A 17058-nucleotide genomic window follows, 5' to 3' on the forward strand; every position below is an offset into this window, starting at 1 on the left:
GGCCTGGCTAGTAAGGAATTATCTTTGTTCCTTGAGAGCCGTTATGGGCCGTTTTCTTTTTCTCACCATGGACAGAAAATAGCCGAAACAGCCGTGCTACGCATCTGCTGATAGGCAGAAGCGCTCAATTTGCTTCTTAGCGCTTCTGCCATTCGCCAGAGGAGTCGGGGAAACCCCAGTTAGGTACTCAGAGACAAAAATGGACGAGCTGATGGCCACCTGCTAGCCTTGTAAATTGTACAACTATGCAGAATTTATTTGAAATCTAAAGGGATGTTATGGACAAAATATGCGGCGTGGAATTGGCAGGCTCTGAAGCAGTAATCGTGCTGCTGGAAAAAGCCAATGCGGACTATGTATTTCTTAGAAATGAGTCACAAAAAATCAAACTTGGTGATGACGAATCTAGTGATGACATAAAGTCATTTTTTGAGACATTTCAGAATTTTGTAAGACAGCACAACGTCGAGCTAGTAGTTATAAAGAAGCGTCCTCAAAAGGGAAAGATGGCTGCTGGTGCGGTATCCTTCAAGATGGAATCACTTATCCAGCTAAATGGAGTTTCAGAGGTCACATTTGTGACCGGTCAAGGAATGTCTGCATCTGAGAAAAAAGTTCCTTTCAACTTGCCAGTCGGGCTTAGAAAATATCAGGAAGACGCCTTCAAAGCCGCTGCTTTTTACATTCGGAAGCAGGGCCTATGACTGGGATACTAATTGAGACCGTCGGTGCTCCTCGGCAAATAAAGGATCAGCTCAGATTTTTGAGTAAAGACATAATATTTACGAGAGAAGGAAACAAGGGGGCAAATGGTTATTTATTTTTCGGCCGAAATCGAATACTGAATAACGAAGTAGCTGTAAAGTTTTACTACTGGGGAGGAAACATTAAGTATCATGCTGAACCCAGTACTTTGGCGTTGATTGAAGCGCCAAATATCTTGCCGGTAAAGAGTGCCGGCCTTCTTGACGGGGAGTGGGCATATTTTGTTACGCCTCGCTTGGATGGCGATCTTGACGATGTGCTAGAAAAGACTGAACACAGCAATCTGCGAGCGGTTGAGCGAGTTAGGCAAGTTTTGTGTGGCGTTGTTCATTTACACCAGCGGCGATATCTACATAGAGATTTGAAACCTTCTAACATTTACGTGGGTGATGATGGTAGGTCGATCATCGGCGACTTTGGATCAATTAAATATATACCCGAAGATCTAGATTCAATACCTGCATCAAGCCACGCTGTTCTTTATAGACCACCGGAGTCTCTTGAGGCAGGGTCTTACGGGTTCGCAGGCGATCTGTATCAATGCGGGGTAATGCTCTATCAACTCTTGGGTGGCTATTTGCCCTATGAAGAAATGGCGTGGCTAAGTCAGAGACAAAGGCGTGAGCATGATTTGCTTTCGTCGAGAGCTGATCAAGCGATCTTTGTTGACAAGTGCATAAAAGAGCGTATTCAACGCGGGAAGATTCTTGATCTCTCTACGCTCCCCCCTTGGGTTCCAGATGTCCTTAAGAGAACAATAAGAAAAGCTACCCATATAAATCCAGAAAAACGATTTGCATCTGCTTCTGCTTTTCATACTCACCTTAATAATATCAAAAATAATATCCCAGATTGGTCAGTAATCGAAGGACGCCCAGTTTTGATCACCCCTACTATTTCTTTTAGAATTCTCGAAAAAGATAATCATCTTTATGTGCAAAAATCAAAAAATGGCGGTGTTTGGCGGCGAGATAATTTGATTATTGGCACTAGCCTTAGTGATATTGTTTGTGAACTTGAGGGGAAAATCTAATCATTCTCGGTATCCATTTGTCTTCCACTTTGGGTTAACTCCACCAAATAGCCGGCAGCCCTTATGAGCTTTAGTTTTTAGCCAACTCCAGAACCGTCAAACCTACATTGTCAGCCAATTTTCGACGGTTACGAATGGCAGCTATTGGGTTCTTGCTGCCCCTCACTACAGGCGGCAATCGGCCAACTCTGTTGTAAACGGTCGACTTTCGGTAAGGTCCATAAAGGGGATACCATTCTGCTTACATTCAGTGGCGTGCTTGATGCCGTAAGCACAAGTTCCCAAGAATCTAGGCGTCGGGGAGCCTGACGCACATAAAGGATTAACATGTTCCACAAAGCTCAAATCATTACCTTCCCGGCTTTAATCGCGACGGTGCTTTTACTGACCGGCTGCCCGCCGTCCCCCGAATTTACGAGGTGGAAACGCCCTTCGACCTCTGTTGAGGGTGTCAAAGCCGCAATGAAGGAATGTGGCGACCCGGTAACCACTTCGATGACGCATTTGCCCATCAACGAACAGGTGCTGCAATTCCAGTGTATGAAACGTCATGGTTTCATCCGAAAAGACGGTTTTGAATACTGTGACATTATGAAAGACATGCCCGCCTGCGTCGAAGAGAGGCAGGGGCATCCTCTAAGCCTGTCCCAGCTCGAGGCTTTGCCATTTGTGGAGGACGAAGCATTTCACCCAATCAAGCCTAATTCAGGTCGGGATGAACGCATGCAAGTCACCTGGCGCAAGGCGGGAGCATCACCGCATTTCTCAGTCCAGATAGCCAATGATAGTGAAGCCCTGCCGGTGATGTACGCATGCGGCTATGCAAAACCACTGGGGTCAAATCTTGACGTTGCAAGCATCGGAGACACAGCCAAAGCGCAACGCTGCATGATTGATCACGGCTTTGAGCCAAAGCATAAATCAACGCTTGTTTGCCTGATCTATCCCCAAGTGACGGGCTGCAAGTCAACGAAACTGCTGAAATAACCTCGTTGTCAAGTCATTAGGTCGACTTACTGGAAAAACAGAATCGCGCTTTGAACATAGTAACTCAACATCACAACAATTAAAAACAGCTTGTGATCTAGCGGCACTCGACATAAATGCCGCTAAGATGCGATCGTGCAGCGCACTGTGTGCAATTGTGATTATGAATTCCTCACCATAGTTCTGGCAAACTCAAGGTGAACTACATTATCGCCATTGATAGCGTATAAAGGTTGACTCATCCGTCCATCGTTAGTCAAAATAGTATAATCAGAAACCAATCCAATTAACGAAGTATCAGTTAGACCATAGGTGCTGAATAACTTCGCTGCGGAGTCTGCGGAGATATTTGAGTCAATCTGCTGAAACTGTGAAAACAGCAATTGAGCTGCTTCAAACGCCATTATTCTAGCATACCCATTCAAGTCAATGAGATTGGATACTTCGGTCGCAATATATGGAGTTATGTAAACATCTGTAAAACGGCCCATGAACTTTACTACAACCTGATAGTCTTCTTCGTTATAACTTTTAAGCCTACTAGAGTTTGAGATATGTCGCCCTTCTTCGATAGCTCCGATTACAAGAAGAAGCAAAAGATTGGTATCAATAATTAGTCTAGGGCTACTCAAGACTACTTCTCCTTATAGTTTCTAAACCCCCTAAAACTATAACTATCAGCATCAACTAGAAAAATCTTATATTCCCTTCGACGCCCCATTAAGCTAGCGAGCTTTGAGATGTTGTCCGTACCAACGCCGAACAGATTATCTTCTCTATCAATGTCGTAGCTGAAGGTCACCTCATAAAGCCTGCCGTCAGCCGATGTCATTGCTTCCTCCAACGTAACATTCTTAGCTTTCGGAACTAGCTTCTCAACATTACCTCTAGCAACCTTTACAGCTCTGTCGAAATCGAGTTCAGCCATGATTTATCCTCCATGTGATTCTCACATTATAGGGTAGATAGAAAAGAGAAAACAGCAGGAGGACAGATGCACATTTTGCTGGGCCTGGCTTGATAATCCCATACACCACGGAAAACGAGAGCCTTCCGTTAACTCGCCCCCTCCAGATTTCTTGATACCAAAACAGACGGTTTGGCCCTACCTAAAGGAGCTGCAGAAAGGAGTTCTATAGGCTAGCCCATTTCTCGCAACAGGTAGAGTTTGGCAAAAAAGAAGCCTAAAAACCTTTTACCCACCACCATATCTCGCAACCGTCAGAAACAGAAAAGCCCGGCAAACCGGGCTCCCTGAAACCGAACGCTGCATATTTAGCAGTTTTCAGCTTGATCATGTCACCAGAGACAGCGGTGGTGTAGCCGTTCAGAACCCAAGCCCAGACCCACTTTTTTTGCACATGAGTATTGATCAGTGCATCGCCCCGTTTGACTGACAGTGCTGAAGTGAATGCATGGATTGGCACCCACCAGTCAATTTGCTAACGTCACGCCACGCTCGCTGACATTGAGGGATGGTGGTGAGAACAGAAGCCCCGGAGGTATGGCGAATTCGGGGCTTCGCCTTAATCAGCATTCAGATCCCCGATCTCATACAAGACCATCGATACAACGAATGCCCAGGATGCGGTCAGTAACACCGCCATCCATAGCGCGCAACGCGCCCGTTCTTCCTCACTAGCTTCGTAGCGACAAACGCAATTGATCAGGGTGGATTCTTGAGATCGTCATTCTCCCTTGGTCATACTCACCAGGAACTGAAATCAACGGATAGCACCATGCCCCTCACGCAGCCCAAACAAGCATTGCGCGACGATCTTAAAGAAGCAGCAGCCACCCTCAAATGGGCTGGCGTTGATCTGGTCGCAGTAGCTGACCGTATGAAGGCAACTGGCGATGAGCAAGCAGCAAGCGAGCTGCTGGAGATAGCTCGCTCATTCCAAGAGGTTGAAGACAAGTTAGAAGGTGATCCAGAGAGGGTGAAGGCTGGCTTATAAAACACTGCCCAGGAACACTCTAGGGCTTCGGCGCCTTACGAGCTTTCCCTACCAACGCAACGAGCCGCCGCAGCTCTTCAGCATCTGCGTTGTGGATAACCTCAAAAAGAAACGCCCTCTGCTCAATCTCGCCTTCAAGGTCAGCAAAAAAATCCTTCACCGGCACACCTAGAATTTCAGCAAACTTGTAGACAGCCTCGACCGTTGGGACGTACTCGCCCGTTTCAAATCGACTGATCGTCTTTGGGTCGAACCCTGACCGATTGGCTAGCTCCGCTTGTGTGATTCCCTTCCCTAGGCGGTATTTCTTAATCGCTTTTGCAAGCACCACAGTTTTTCAGCCTGTTCGTATTTCAAACAAGCACTTCACAGTAAAAATCCTTGTCTACAAACGCTCTGTGCCATCGGATTTTTTGCTAAGAATACGATGGCTGGCGTAGACTCCGCTTCAGGTATCAGACGGCCACCACGCCGTCTGTCAGGGGCTCTACGTTCGGTATGTTTGAGGATTCAGGGAATGGCAGATCGCGATGAGGATGACAAATGGTTGTCGTATGACGGCCAGAAGCACGAAACACATTTTCAGGCCAATGAGCGTGACAAAACCCACGGCAAGGAGATGCGTGAGACTTTTCAGAAAGAAGTCAGCCTGAAAGGCAACCTTGTCCAGATTATCTACCTTTTCGCCTGCGTCCTTGTGTTTGCGGGTGCGCAGGGCTTTGAGAGTGGCTTGGGCTACATACTCCTTATCCCGATGATTTGGGGTTTGTATGCGCTCACCAAATTCGTCAACAAATTTACCCAAGAACAAAGGGACCGGGTATTTATGTGGACACTCATCATCATTGCAGTCGTTTCAATAACGATGATGATCAAAGGAATCGTGAAATGAAAATCACCACACTAGTACTTTCAGCTTTGATTTTCTCCACTGCGCCCCTTGTTCATGCTGCCCCTAGCTTTTCGAAGAATGAAAGCTACAAAGACAATCAGGTCAGCGTTGACATACAAGGTTTTGGGAATCAGATTTTAGATCAAGCAGGCAAATCAAAGTATCTGAAATTCGATTTACAAGGGACCGAATATGCTTATGTCATCGAACGTATGGCTTCAAATTCAGTGAAATATACTGGAAACCCTAATGACATCAAGGGTGTGGTTTTCTTGCTTGTAAGAGCTTTCAAAGATGGGTTTGAGCTTCCAAAACAGGTCAGTACTTATACACCTAGCAAATATAATAGTGCGATCAGAATCGTGAAGTTGGATAGAAACGACGAGCGCCCTTACGAGTTCGACCTTGGAATGGATGAAGACAAACAGTTGTTCTTAATCGACGGCCCTACGTCTACGACCCACCTAGAGCAGGTCGATTCAATCAAGAAGCACGTTTCAAGAAAAGACAAAAAAAGCCCATACGCTTTCTAAATGGAATTTCATACCGTGATCAAACAAATCAGCAGTCTCGTATTTACAGCTATGCTGTTTTCAACAGCCACAGTCGTACAAGCTGACACAAGCTTTTCGAAAAACGATAGCTACAATGAAAACCAAGTCAGCGCGGATATTCAGGGCTTTGGTAACAAAGTCATCGATCAGGTTGGCAAGTCGAAATACATAAAGTTCGACCAACAAAAAACCGAATACGCATATACCATTACTCGCTATGCAGAAGGTGATATTCAGTACACGGGCAACCCTTCAGACATGAAGGGCGTGCGCTTTATTAAGGTGCAGTTATTTGTGGACGGTACACCAGGGCGAACTCAAGTGAGTACATTCACACCCAGCAAATACAATAATGCAATCAAAATCGTTAAAATGGATAGAGACGATGAAAGACCTTACGAATTCGATCTAGGTATGGATTCAGACAACAAGCTTTATATGATCAATAAAAATGGAAGCACAACACCGCTCCAACAGGTCAACGAAATCAAACGAGATATACCACTCACAGAAAAATACAAAGACAGGATTTTTTAAGAACAAAAAAGGCAGTAGAACAAAGCTACTGCCTTCTAAAAAGCAACGAGATTAAGCCTTATCCACCGATGATTTTCAACCTGATGATTTTCTTCTCATCGGGTGTTAAATTCATTTTAGACAGTTTACCTACTGCAAAAAGGTAAGCGTCCTTGGTAGATGGAAGGCTTTGAGCAAATTCATCTTCAAAATTGTGGAAATATAGATTAGCTAATCTGTCAGCTTCAACAACCAAGTCATATCTAGCCAATTCCTCTGCTAATCGTCTTCTTTTGGCTTCTTGATTGTGAAGCCTCACAGCCTTAACGTAGTCATTATCTTTCTTATCTTCCAGCTCTAAAGCAATCGTTTCATATGTATTCATTTTTAGTAAAGTTTGTTGTTAAGCGAATTATAGCATTTCACTTCAACCAAATTTACCATTAAGAAAAAATAAAAAAAACAGACTCAAAGGTCTGTATTAATAGGTTTTCAATTCTCTCTAAAATCTTGATGCTTTTTCCGCTCAAGCTGGATATTCAGATCCAGACTCAAACATTCGTCAATCTCATCATCTGTTTTTTTATGTTTAATCGGCTCTAAATCATCATCGTAATAATTAAATGGTTTCTTTTTCCCTATTTTCATTTAACAGCCTCCTTACTGATAAGCTCAAGACTTAAGTCATGGAGCGCAGAAACTGCTGACTCACTGAAAGTGATAAATATAGGCGTTCTGAAATTCATCACTTTGATTTTTGTTATCTTCTGCATTTTCTTAGTAAAGCTTAAAAACTTATCCCCCTTGATTCTGGCTTTCACCAGGATCGACAGTCTCTTTAGCTGATCACCTTCGACCTCAAGACTAAAAGCATTTAGCGCATTTACATCATCGACAGTTATTTCCTTTTTCATTTTTGGCTTGTTTGTATTTATTATAGCATTTTAAAAATGGTATAATTTGAGAAACAAACCTTCTTAAACAATGAAAACAATAAAAAGATGGCTAATGATTCTTTTAGCAATCGTCGCCATTTCACTTACAACAATCCCCAATAGCTTTGCAGAGCCAATAACAGGCCAAACAGCATCAGATCGAACAAGCAGTTTTGTAGGAACAGATGACAACGACGATGACTATGACGCAGTGATGGATAATTCCAACGAGGACGAATATCAATATTTAATTTCAATAATAATCTGGCTAACAAAAACAATCAGTGTATTAGGAGGACTAATATTTATAGTCATAGCCTTTAAAAATATGGTTCTTTACACTGAAGTAGGCGCACAGGGCAAACACGAAGTTAAGAACAAGATGATTTTCGGTTTGATCATTGGTGTTTTAATTCTCAACATCACTTCTACCGTGGATTCTGTCGTTAAAACCTTCAACTCAGAATCTAAAGGGGCTTGCTATATAACCAATGAAGATGCATTTGAAGATTGGAAAATCGGTAAAAATAAGGATATGTGCTGGAGTGTTGCAAGCAGTCAAATATCAGGACCAACCTTTGATAAGGTGAAATCAATGATTGATTCGCAACATTCAGGAGAGCTAGAAGGGAATCTTAAAAATGTAATATCCGGTTTACAGATGGTGGGCTTTCTATTTTTCGTGAATGCTTTATTTGCCCTTCATAAAATTTCCACGGGTTCAGGACAACGTAGCTTTATAGGCGTTATGGGACAACTCTGCGCTTCTACATTAATAGTCGATTTAGTTCACACCATTGTCATAGTTCAAGGGACTATGACCAAGCTAGGGCTTCAGGTGTAAAAAAAGCCCCATATGGGGCCTTTATTATTTTTAAGCTTATCACTCACTTATGAATTGGTCGAACAGACGCCTTGAGATTTCATGTCTACATTCGTTGTAGACTCCCCGTTTGATAAAAGCCATTTTCAGCACATTCTCTAAATAATCGAATTCTGTTGCCGTAGGGTCAAAATCGTAACTGACTAAAATCTGTGCTGTTTTAAAAGCATCACGCAAAAGCGCTTCTTCTTCTTTCTTGTACTCAAGAGCCCAGCGCTTGTAATCGCTCAAAGTCCCGCCTTTCTGTTCCACAGGCGCAGCCGGTGGCGTTGCTATGCATACATCCAGCTTTACATCCTCTTCAACCTGGACGTGCCCCACAGGCTCATAAGATTCGCTCACACCAAGGGGCACAATCACGTCAGGCACAACGACAGGCCACTCATCATCCCCGATGCCTTGCGAAGGCTCAACAGAGGCTACTGCAGGCGCTACGATGGGTGCTGGTGCTGGTGCTGGTGCTGGTGCTGGTGCTGGTGCTGGTGCTGGTGCTGGTGCTGGTGCTGGTGCTGGTGCTGGTGCTGGTGCTGGTGCTGGTGCTGGTGCTGGTGCTGGTGCTGGTGCTGGTGCTGGGAGCTTCATCCCTGCGAGTGATGCATTCAAGCCACGACTCTCTGTTATTGAGCTTAAAGCCTGAATCAGTGAGTCAGTTCTTTGCGCGACGTTCTCTTTTGTTTTTTCAGTTCCGAATAGATCTGGTAAATCAATCTGCACTGTCGGTTCGTTAAAGTTTAATTCATTCATGTTTTACACAGTTGTTTTTGTCATTATAGCAAATGCGATTAGCTCAAATGGTATAATAAATTAAATAAATAAATTCCTGCACATGCCGAATTCAAACCTTCACGTATTAAAGCCAGCCACGAGACTCACTTTTCAAGACTTTACAGCAAACGGAAAGCCATCAATCAATAAAAATTTAATTCAAGCCCTTGCGAAGCTTCATCAAGTAAATACCAGTGAGTTGATGATATACACGTCACAAAGAAAACACTTCAGCACAAAGATACAGGTGCATTTCACTAGAGACTTATTACTAGAAAGACACATCTGCATTACAGCCCCTGAAGCTATTCGCATAGAACACGAACAACACTGCTGCTTTGATTTCGACATTAGCCATAATGGTAAATATGAAAAATCCAATGAAGAATATTTAAAGCTACATCTTTGCCGTTTTTTCAAAGTAGTAGTGAATTACGACAACTGGGAATCCTTCACTAACGAAGACTACAGCAAAGCGTATAGGAAATTAATGCCGTACAGGAGCAGTTCAGAAACGCCAATTGGTGTAAGTAAAACAGACCTCTTAGAAGGTTTACGCTCAATAACAAAAGACCTTGAAAGCCCAGTCATCAAATACATCCAAAATGGAGAGGAAGAATTTGTAGAGTTAACGCAAGATATAGAATCAAGAACGCATAAGCTATTCGTAGCAATTGAAAGCAATACAGGGGAATTACATTCGATGGCTGCAGTTGACGCGGCCACTTGTCAGATTTTTGCACACTATCCTAAATCAAATCTCAAAGACCTCGCTTATTTTAGTAACGTCTTCCTTAAAGAATCATCCTAACAAATGGTATAATTTATAAAAACAAACTTAACAATCATGCAAAACTCAAAACCATCTACAACTCAAGCTTATGCTAAATACTATAAAATTGAACGCTTCTTAAAATTTGCAATACTTGCGTTTGCCATATTGATAGCTTGCTCAATTTTCATGAGCCATTCCATGGGCAATTTTAGCTTCATAAATTGGCTGGAGGCAATTTCTCGATCTAATGTCACTCAAATTATGTGTGGCTCAATTGCTTACATCGCCGTACCAATAACCCTATCCTATCTAATAATTTACAGAAGAAAAAACCGTCAGGCTCAATACCTGACTTTGTTTATCCTATATGTAAATTTTTAGCGCTCTCAAATGGTATAATTAGATAAGAAAAAACAAACAATGCCACTATGTTTAAAGCCAGCCTAACTAAAGGTCGAGAGATTCCGATCAATGATTTTAACGAATTGCTTTACAGTAAGACTTTCGATTTCGATCCAAAGCCCAATACCCTTGACGAGATCAATAGTGCCAAAAATTACACAGAGCTGAGTAATCCTTTTATCCTTTACAAGTACAACAAAGAAATTGAATTTCTACTTTTCTTTTCTAGCTGCCCAACGCGAAATGACTTAATTAGTGCGCTTATCTTTGACGATTACTCGCAACGATTGGCTAACAAACCTCTGCTTTTTCGGTTGAAGTGGTTCTATGAAAAAGACCTCAAAGGCTTTCTAAAGGTTCTATACGCTTTTCCTACTGACGCACTCAATGTCAGCGGCTATAGAGCTAACAGCCGTTGTACAGATCATCGTTTTAAAATCAGACATGATTGGGCACAGATTCCAAACGAAGAATCACTTAACAACTTCACTACGAATGAAGAAAACTGGCTGGCCTTTGATGCTTTTCAATTATGCCAATTTGATGAGTGGGCTGAAAACGCTAGACCAAACAGCATTAATGAATACATCGCTTTTTTGCTAAAGAAAAACCATGCACGATACTTTACCCATTACGTGAATAAACCGGAATGGCTTAGATACCCAACAGACTATATGACGGAACACCCTACGCTTCATAAAGACTTGTTAATCAGTTATGAACCCTTTCTGAGAAAATACGGGCACCTGTTCCAAAGGTACAACGAGAAATATCTCAATAAAAAAGCAAAGTCTTACAGAGCCTTTCTTACGGCTAGTAAAGCTCAACAAAGAATAATGAAAATACTTTCAATACCAACCAATATCATGAGGATATTATGACAGACGAATATGACGAAGACGCGATAGACCAAATGATGCAAAACCTTGATTCAGGGATAAACGGGGATGATGAAAAAGATATACCCAATCCGAATTCTGACATTCTTGATCAAATTTTTAACTCTGACCCGCCACCAGAGGACAAATCTTATTCAGGGATTAAAAAGAAATTAGGCGCCCCGCTGGATAAATATTGCACGGCTTTCGACCAAATCATTACAAGCAATTTTCTAAAACAACCGATTGAATCCTGTGCATCTCTAATGTTTGTTACGAGCATGATTAGGACTTACACGAAAATCAAACCCGGCTCCCCTGAATGGAAAACATGCTTTGAGGAAGTAAAAGCTTTTGTTAAACATATGGACGACTACTATAGTATTTTTAAGTATACCCATTTCGAAAACAACAAGGTCAACACTCACTTTGTAGAAAATCTATTCGAGCTGGATAGGATTATTTTCAAGATGGGTTATTCAAAGGTCAAATGGGAATACAGACAACCCATGGAGATCCTAACAATCTGCCTAAAATTTCCAACGAACAAATCGGCTTTGGCAGAGATATTCACAGATTTACAAGGCGACCTTTAATCGCCTTTTCTGTAGGTGCTTGTCGTATCAAAGATGTAAAGTTCATCGAATAGAACATCTGCATTCTTCTGTAGTTTCTTATCCAGAAAGCTTTTCAAGTCTTCATCACCCACCAGGTGAGGCGCCTTCAAGGCTTCATGACGAGCTACAGCTAACGGGATGCGCAGATTGTCAGCGAAGTACTGCCCAAGAGTCGAAGCAAGCTTACGCGCAATCACAGCATAAACCTGACCCTCCACGGCATCACGTCCAGCTTCCATGACCGAATCTGGCAGATCTAGGCACGCATTGTGGATTACGTCAGTGATGAGCCTTACAAGGCCCCCTTCTGGCGTTACAGCTTCATCTGCTACCAGGGAGAGAATGATCTGGCCTTCGTTCGTGGCTCCCACTGAGAACTCATGGTGTATGTCCCTTATGACGGAAAGAACAATCTCTGCAGACTGGGTACGCACGTCCAGGACACAGAATCCCTTGGCCTTCATGTGAACAGAAGCCAAGCCGTTGGCCGTGGCTGTCAACTGTTCACCATCATGGGAAACAACAAGCGGCAAAGACCGTGACGAGCGAATCATGGTGCTGATCAAACGTTCTCGACATCTATTGAGGAATTCAGGCTTCGCCACCAGCTCATCTGCAGCTTTGGAAGCCTCCTTGCTTCTTGGCCTTTGAGCTTGGTTAGGTACGAAGAAGGAGAACAGCCCCTTCATCGAAATCATGGTTTGTACCCCCTTTTAACTGCCTCCCTCACCGTGTGGTCGTCTTGCTCATTCTTTTCAAGCTTGTGCATTTCTGAAAGAATTTTACCTCCATTAATGCCATTTAGTTGTAATGATACTTTGTGTAGATTTCCGTCTTTCGCTTTTTCACCAACAATATTTTTAGAATCTTGTGAAATAGAAATATCAATACTTAAATCATTTGAAGCCTTTCCTGTTAAATCTTCAAAAGTGGATAGGTTGCCTTTAGAATTCATAACAATGCTACGAATTGAATTGCTTATCTCTCTCGTGCTTAATTCCTGAAGATACCTTTCTCCTTTTTCTACTGTTTTTGTAAGAAAGGTTGCAGATAGCTTTTTATCAACAGTCGAACCTGTGACATGCTGACCATCATCGCTGAACGTAATGTCTAAATTATGTTCACTTGCGAGGACTGGTCTTTTGCTATCCAAGAAATCCAAATCACCACCGAAAACCTTCAGCATTCTTAACGTGCGTTGTTCTAATGCTTCTTGTGCAGTTATAGTTTTAACACCACCAGTCAGGGGCGGGGCTTGCGAATTCACTGGCTTTGCGTTGTTAGTTGATTCCGCACCAACCTTGACGGGTTCAATTTTCGGCTTTAATTCATCCATGAGGTATCTGAAATCCTTATCAAGAATTACGATTCTTTTGTGGTCAATACCAGCATCATGCAGCGTTTTATAACAGGACACAAAATACTTTTTACGCTCTGCATGGCTTACCAATTCTGGATCTGTGGAAAGCTCAATGCTTTTTCTGTTCCCGGAATAGTTATGCCTTGCTTCAAAATCAACTATCTCTTGAACCCATGGCCCATTGATATTCACATAAAACCTAACCCCACCTGTTCTATTGAGGTCAAATTGAGTTCTATTTCTTTCATCCGCTATCTTAATCTTTGAGTTAGAAAACTCCATTATAGACATATTGTATTTTTCTAGAATTACCTTCAACTCAGCTAGATAATCTTTTGCCTCAACCATTGAGTTTTCAGGGCTTTTAGCCAGCTCAGACTCTGGTACGCGCTTTACATTTATACTAGCAATAACTTTGTCACGGAAGGCCCCGTCAGTATCAGTCAGATAATCATATTTAGTTTGACTATTGCTTCCCACACCAAACGTCTTAGATTCTTCTGCGAAAGCCTTTAATATATCATCGCTATATTGTTCTTGGTTTTCAGGCAAATCACTAATGACACTAGGGGTAGAATCTGCATCTTGAAAAGACTGAATTACATCTACTGTATTCTCTGAGAATCCCGTGTCTTTTTTTCCGCCAAAAACCTCTTTGAGGTTATCTTTAATTTTGTCTATAAACTTCATTTTAGATTTGTTTGTTATTGCTTTAATTATACCATTTAGCAGTCATCAAATTATGCGCAAAAAAAAGAACCCGCAGGTTCTCTTATTATTTTTACATCGAAGGTTTATTTCTTCGACTTGTTTGCCTCTCTTCCACATCCACAGGTTTTGGCTCAAACAAAGCATCCGCGTTTGCTGCTTTGGCTGCATTGCTTGGCTTTATTTCTTTAAACTGATTATCTGCGCTTGAAATATTATTCAGTGCGTTGAACAACCCCGCCCCTAATTTTGAAGTCCCAACCACGATGCTACTTAGAGGAAATGTCTCCCTCTCTTTTGTATTACCATTTACGTTCGAAACAACCACGTCTTGGTAATCATCTGAAAATGACAAATCAATCCCATTTATCTTTAGATAAGATTTTTGCTTAACAAAATTTTCGAGATTCATCCCTGATCTTATGATTGCCAACTGACCTTGACCTTCAAGCGAATTGAAGACCCTTCTGTATTCTTCAGCATCAGGCATCTTTGAAGTATCAAATTGAAAATTTCGATCTGGAATGCTCGCATCACCCCCAATCTTTGTGACATTAAAGGTACTGCCATCTTGTGATATTTTAATCTTAATCCCTTCTGCTTTATCTAATTCTATCCCTCTATTTATCATATCCAATATAGAATCTCCCCTCCTAAACAACCCTTCGCCCAAAAAGATCTCTTCAATTCTATTTTTCACTACATCGGCGCTCTGCTCCGCAGAAATTTCTTCTTTCGGTTGAGCGGCATTTTGAGAGGATTCAGCCACTGATGCAGCAGGTTCAATTGGCTTTTCAATAGGCTTGTTTTGACTCACGACATTAACACCAGCTACAGCGGGCTCTTTTGGATTAGCTGCTTGTGCGTCTGTTTTGTACTTCTCAAGAATAGAGTTGAATTGCTCGTTTTTTAAAATAATACGGTCGAGTCTAACGCCAGACTCTATCAACGTGCCAATAGTGTTCTTAATGAATTCCTCTTGCGCAGCAATTGCTTCTGGAGTTTTTTTGGAATCATCTACCCACACCTCAAGCACGGTGTCAGGCTGGTGAAATTTGAAAGGAGCTACAGCTCTCACAATGTCTTGGTTCATCTGGCAATTCAATTCGCCTTCATTGAATCGTATATCACCACCATGCTTTACGCTCACATCAATAGCGCGTTCTTGCCCAACTTTGATGAAGAAAAGGTCTACGCCATCATGAATGTCGTCTTTCTTCTGCATTACTTTTCTATCGTATTTTTTACCTATTTTCAGTAGAGCAGAAACGAATTCATCCACTGGTAGCTGTTCTTCTTCCTCTTCATTAGACAGCTTTGTTAAAGGAACTGCGCGTTTAACATTCACTCCCCCGCTTATTATGCCTTGCTGTGTAGCGATTGGTTCTGGTAACTTCTGAGCAACACCTTTCTTGACGAGCATGTCATCAATATCTTGGATTTGCTTTGCCTTATCTATTTGAACTGCTTGATCTCTTTTTGCCTGTGCCTGCCTTTCTTCTTCTTTTGAATACTTCATATTAGATTTGTTAGTTATATGAACAATTATATCATTTTCTTTTGTAAATCCCCGCAAAACAATTTGACAATAGATTTTGCATCAATTAGCTTCAGTTAATTGTTTTAAAAATACCCACACGCAAGGAATGAGTGAATGACTGACAAAGCCTCTCAAAATGAATATGAAGCTGCCGTTACTGCTGATCTCCACGCAGCTCCTGCTAAAGAGCTGGGCGCAAAGGTTTTGAAGCACCTGCTGTCTGTCACGACTTCATCAGCCCTGACTGACATCCACGCTCAAATCGCTACTGCAGCATCTTCAGGCGATGACGAAAAGCTGGTTAAGCTTTTTGAAGAATTGAAAAAGCTAAAAGATGCGGAAAAAGCCAACCTTAAGTCACTGGCAGAATTGAAGAAAAGCACATCTTTTGAACGTGTTCTGTTGGCGTTCCAAGACGAATTCAAAGCCTTGGCATATGAGATTTCGCTTGAGGTCATCAAAGGCACACACGTAGCGTTGAAGAACGCCGGTAGCAAAACAAAGGGCACTCGCAAAACTAGCGAGAAAGACCCATCCGGCGAGCCGACATTTCACACCCTGACGCACAAGGGTAAGTCTGAAAAACTGTTTTCCCGCCGTGGCCGTGCTGCTGCGAACCTGACCCAAGACGAACCAGCATTCACCTTCTTGGGCTTTAAGATCGTCAAAGATGCTGCCGGCAAGGAAACGCTCGATCCGGCCACTATCAAGCTTGGAGACGGGTCCGAGGTTCCAGCTACACGACCAAATATCATTAAGGCTATCACCGAGAAAACCGCTTTCGATGGGTACACCATCGCTTGATGGTTCCAAACTGCTAGCATGAAGCCCCGGCCTATCGGGGCTTTTTTTCGTCTGCCATTAGGGACTGAACATGGAAGAAGATTTCCCAGTGTATGAGGATTACCAGCACCACCAACGGCCCACGTTGGTGGACGACAAGAGCCATCAAAATCATTGGCGGAATCGTGCTAACGATCTTCATGCCTCTGCCGGTGCCGTTTGGCTTTCCATGTCAAACGGACGTGGTCATGACGCAGTTAGGGAGCTTGGATTAGGTGAAGGGTTCGACATGCACCTTGCCTGTTCCCACGTCTACCACATGCTCTGCGGGCTATCGCTGGAAGTTGCGATGAAGGCGGCGCTTGTTAGCCAAGGAACTACCCCACCAGAGCATCACGACTTGAACCTGTTGGCTCATTTGCTTGGTGTGAAGAGAAACCCTGCGCAGAAGAAGATCCTCAATTTCTATCAGCACAGCGTTGTATGGGCTGGGCGATACCCTGTACCCGTAAACGCCACTGATGAAAAGCTCATCGACTATTACGACATGGCCAACACCATCTTATTCAAAGGCAAGACGGCGATTAAGGGAACGTCCATCAAGACCTACTCACCGACCGGGGCAACGTCATGGAAACGGTATGACGCTCTCTACAAGAGCTACACCGCCCTCTTCGATCATCGCTACCCAGCCAAGGCCAAATAAA

General features: G+C 42.8%; 24 protein-coding genes. 14 read left to right on the top strand and 10 right to left on the bottom strand.

Going from position 1 to position 17058, the window contains the following annotated elements; all coding sequences use genetic code 11:
• Window positions 1-278 precede the first annotated feature (278 nt).
• The 3 genes from FXO12_RS10320 to FXO12_RS10330 all read left to right on the top strand — a co-directional run bounded on the left by FXO12_RS10320 (window position 279) and on the right by FXO12_RS10330 (window position 2785).
• The gene (locus FXO12_RS10320) at window positions 279-704 is read left to right on the top strand and encodes a DUF3010 family protein (RefSeq protein ID WP_065948938.1); all 426 of its coding nucleotides are present in this window, start codon (window positions 279-281) and stop codon (window positions 702-704) included.
• Complete coding sequence (locus FXO12_RS10325) at window positions 701-1798, top strand: protein kinase (protein ID WP_083221289.1); 1098 nt, start codon at window positions 701-703, stop codon at window positions 1796-1798. Before FXO12_RS10320 ends, FXO12_RS10325 begins: the two co-directional genes overlap by 4 nt.
• Before the next feature lie 327 nt (window positions 1799-2125).
• Window positions 2126-2785, top strand: coding sequence for a hypothetical protein (locus tag FXO12_RS10330; RefSeq protein WP_160049641.1), 660 nt, complete (start codon window positions 2126-2128; stop codon window positions 2783-2785).
• Between the two features lie 161 nt (window positions 2786-2946).
• Here FXO12_RS10330 and FXO12_RS28965 read toward each other — a convergent pair whose 3' ends face one another.
• Complete coding sequence (locus tag FXO12_RS28965) at window positions 2947-3417, bottom strand: hypothetical protein (protein WP_244697901.1); 471 nt, start codon at window positions 3415-3417, stop codon at window positions 2947-2949.
• 2 nt (window positions 3418-3419) lie between these two features.
• Window positions 3420-3713, bottom strand: coding sequence for a hypothetical protein (locus FXO12_RS10340; protein ID WP_073452621.1), 294 nt, complete (start codon window positions 3711-3713; stop codon window positions 3420-3422).
• 811 nt (window positions 3714-4524) lie between these two features.
• Here FXO12_RS10340 and FXO12_RS10350 point away from each other — a divergent pair.
• Window positions 4525-4743: a hypothetical protein gene (locus tag FXO12_RS10350; protein WP_056788923.1), complete on the top strand. Its 219-nt coding sequence runs from the start codon at window positions 4525-4527 to the stop codon at window positions 4741-4743.
• Between the two features lie 19 nt (window positions 4744-4762).
• Here FXO12_RS10350 and FXO12_RS10355 read toward each other — a convergent pair whose 3' ends face one another.
• Window positions 4763-5071: a helix-turn-helix transcriptional regulator gene (locus FXO12_RS10355; RefSeq protein ID WP_160049642.1), complete on the bottom strand. Its 309-nt coding sequence runs from the start codon at window positions 5069-5071 to the stop codon at window positions 4763-4765.
• Window positions 5072-5260: 189 nt separating this feature from the next.
• On the opposite strand from FXO12_RS10355, the gene FXO12_RS10360 reads away from it, so the two are divergent.
• The 3 genes from FXO12_RS10360 to FXO12_RS10370 are packed head-to-tail and all read left to right on the top strand — an operon-like array spanning window position 5261 to window position 6726.
• Window positions 5261-5635, top strand: coding sequence for a hypothetical protein (locus FXO12_RS10360; protein WP_160049643.1), 375 nt, complete (start codon window positions 5261-5263; stop codon window positions 5633-5635).
• A complete protein-coding gene (locus FXO12_RS10365) occupies window positions 5632-6168 on the top strand; it encodes a hypothetical protein (RefSeq protein ID WP_160049644.1) in 537 nt (178 codons plus the stop codon). The genes FXO12_RS10360 and FXO12_RS10365 overlap by 4 nt, the downstream gene beginning before the upstream one ends.
• 15 nt (window positions 6169-6183) lie before the next feature.
• Window positions 6184-6726, top strand: a complete 543-nt coding sequence (locus tag FXO12_RS10370) for a hypothetical protein (protein ID WP_256678955.1) — start codon at window positions 6184-6186, stop codon at window positions 6724-6726.
• Between the two features lie 58 nt (window positions 6727-6784).
• Here FXO12_RS10370 and FXO12_RS10375 read toward each other — a convergent pair whose 3' ends face one another.
• From FXO12_RS10375 to FXO12_RS10385, 3 genes are all read right to left on the bottom strand, one after another.
• On the bottom strand, window positions 6785-7090 hold the full coding sequence (locus tag FXO12_RS10375) for a hypothetical protein (protein WP_115487633.1): 306 nt from the start codon (window positions 7088-7090) through the stop codon (window positions 6785-6787).
• A gap of 107 nt (window positions 7091-7197) precedes the next feature.
• Window positions 7198-7353 (bottom strand): hypothetical protein, encoded by a 156-nt coding sequence (locus FXO12_RS10380; protein WP_160049646.1) that lies wholly within the window; start codon window positions 7351-7353, stop codon window positions 7198-7200.
• Window positions 7350-7619: a hypothetical protein gene (locus FXO12_RS10385; RefSeq protein WP_097191561.1), complete on the bottom strand. Its 270-nt coding sequence runs from the start codon at window positions 7617-7619 to the stop codon at window positions 7350-7352. The genes FXO12_RS10380 and FXO12_RS10385 overlap by 4 nt, the downstream gene beginning before the upstream one ends.
• 94 nt (window positions 7620-7713) lie before the next feature.
• On the opposite strand from FXO12_RS10385, the gene FXO12_RS10390 reads away from it, so the two are divergent.
• Complete coding sequence (locus tag FXO12_RS10390) at window positions 7714-8484, top strand: hypothetical protein (RefSeq protein WP_160049647.1); 771 nt, start codon at window positions 7714-7716, stop codon at window positions 8482-8484.
• Between the two features lie 39 nt (window positions 8485-8523).
• Here the strand turns inward: FXO12_RS10390 and FXO12_RS28765 are convergent, their stop codons facing one another.
• Window positions 8524-8892, bottom strand: coding sequence for a hypothetical protein (locus FXO12_RS28765; RefSeq protein ID WP_178119860.1), 369 nt, complete (start codon window positions 8890-8892; stop codon window positions 8524-8526).
• A 71-nt stretch (window positions 8893-8963) separates the two neighbouring features.
• On the opposite strand from FXO12_RS28765, the gene FXO12_RS28770 reads away from it, so the two are divergent.
• From FXO12_RS28770 to FXO12_RS10410, 4 genes are all read left to right on the top strand, one after another.
• A complete protein-coding gene (locus FXO12_RS28770; RefSeq protein WP_178119861.1) occupies window positions 8964-9251 on the top strand; it encodes a hypothetical protein in 288 nt (95 codons plus the stop codon).
• 98 nt (window positions 9252-9349) lie between these two features.
• On the top strand, window positions 9350-10099 hold the full coding sequence (locus FXO12_RS10400; RefSeq protein WP_160049648.1) for a hypothetical protein: 750 nt from the start codon (window positions 9350-9352) through the stop codon (window positions 10097-10099).
• Between the two features lie 392 nt (window positions 10100-10491).
• Entirely contained in the window at window positions 10492-11346 is an 855-nt protein-coding gene (locus FXO12_RS10405; protein ID WP_160049649.1) for a hypothetical protein, read from the top strand.
• Window positions 11343-11939, top strand: a complete 597-nt coding sequence (locus FXO12_RS10410; protein WP_160049650.1) for a hypothetical protein — start codon at window positions 11343-11345, stop codon at window positions 11937-11939. The genes FXO12_RS10405 and FXO12_RS10410 overlap by 4 nt, the downstream gene beginning before the upstream one ends.
• Here FXO12_RS10410 and FXO12_RS10415 read toward each other — a convergent pair.
• The 3 genes from FXO12_RS10415 to FXO12_RS10425 all read right to left on the bottom strand — a co-directional run bounded on the left by FXO12_RS10415 (window position 11936) and on the right by FXO12_RS10425 (window position 15547).
• Window positions 11936-12658 carry a hypothetical protein gene (locus tag FXO12_RS10415; RefSeq protein WP_160049651.1) on the bottom strand — a complete coding sequence of 241 codons (723 nt, stop codon included), beginning with the start codon at window positions 12656-12658 and terminating at the stop codon, window positions 11936-11938. The two genes, FXO12_RS10410 and FXO12_RS10415, sit on opposite strands and share 4 nt — an antisense overlap.
• Entirely contained in the window at window positions 12655-14010 is a 1356-nt protein-coding gene (locus tag FXO12_RS10420) for a hypothetical protein (RefSeq protein ID WP_256678956.1), read from the bottom strand. The genes FXO12_RS10415 and FXO12_RS10420 overlap by 4 nt, the downstream gene beginning before the upstream one ends.
• Window positions 14011-14101: 91 nt before the next feature.
• Window positions 14102-15547 carry a hypothetical protein gene (locus FXO12_RS10425; RefSeq protein WP_160049652.1) on the bottom strand — a complete coding sequence of 482 codons (1446 nt, stop codon included), beginning with the start codon at window positions 15545-15547 and terminating at the stop codon, window positions 14102-14104.
• 135 nt (window positions 15548-15682) lie between these two features.
• Between FXO12_RS10425 and FXO12_RS10430 the strand changes: the two genes are divergently transcribed.
• Entirely contained in the window at window positions 15683-16372 is a 690-nt protein-coding gene (locus tag FXO12_RS10430; protein WP_256678957.1) for a hypothetical protein, read from the top strand.
• Window positions 16373-16442: 70 nt separating this feature from the next.
• Window positions 16443-17057: a HEPN domain-containing protein gene (locus FXO12_RS10435; RefSeq protein WP_160049653.1), complete on the top strand. Its 615-nt coding sequence runs from the start codon at window positions 16443-16445 to the stop codon at window positions 17055-17057.
• Window position 17058: the final 1 nt, after the last annotated feature.

Source organism: Pseudomonas sp. J380 (assembly GCF_009827115.1).
GTDB lineage: Bacteria > Pseudomonadota > Gammaproteobacteria > Pseudomonadales > Pseudomonadaceae > Aquipseudomonas > Aquipseudomonas paracarnis.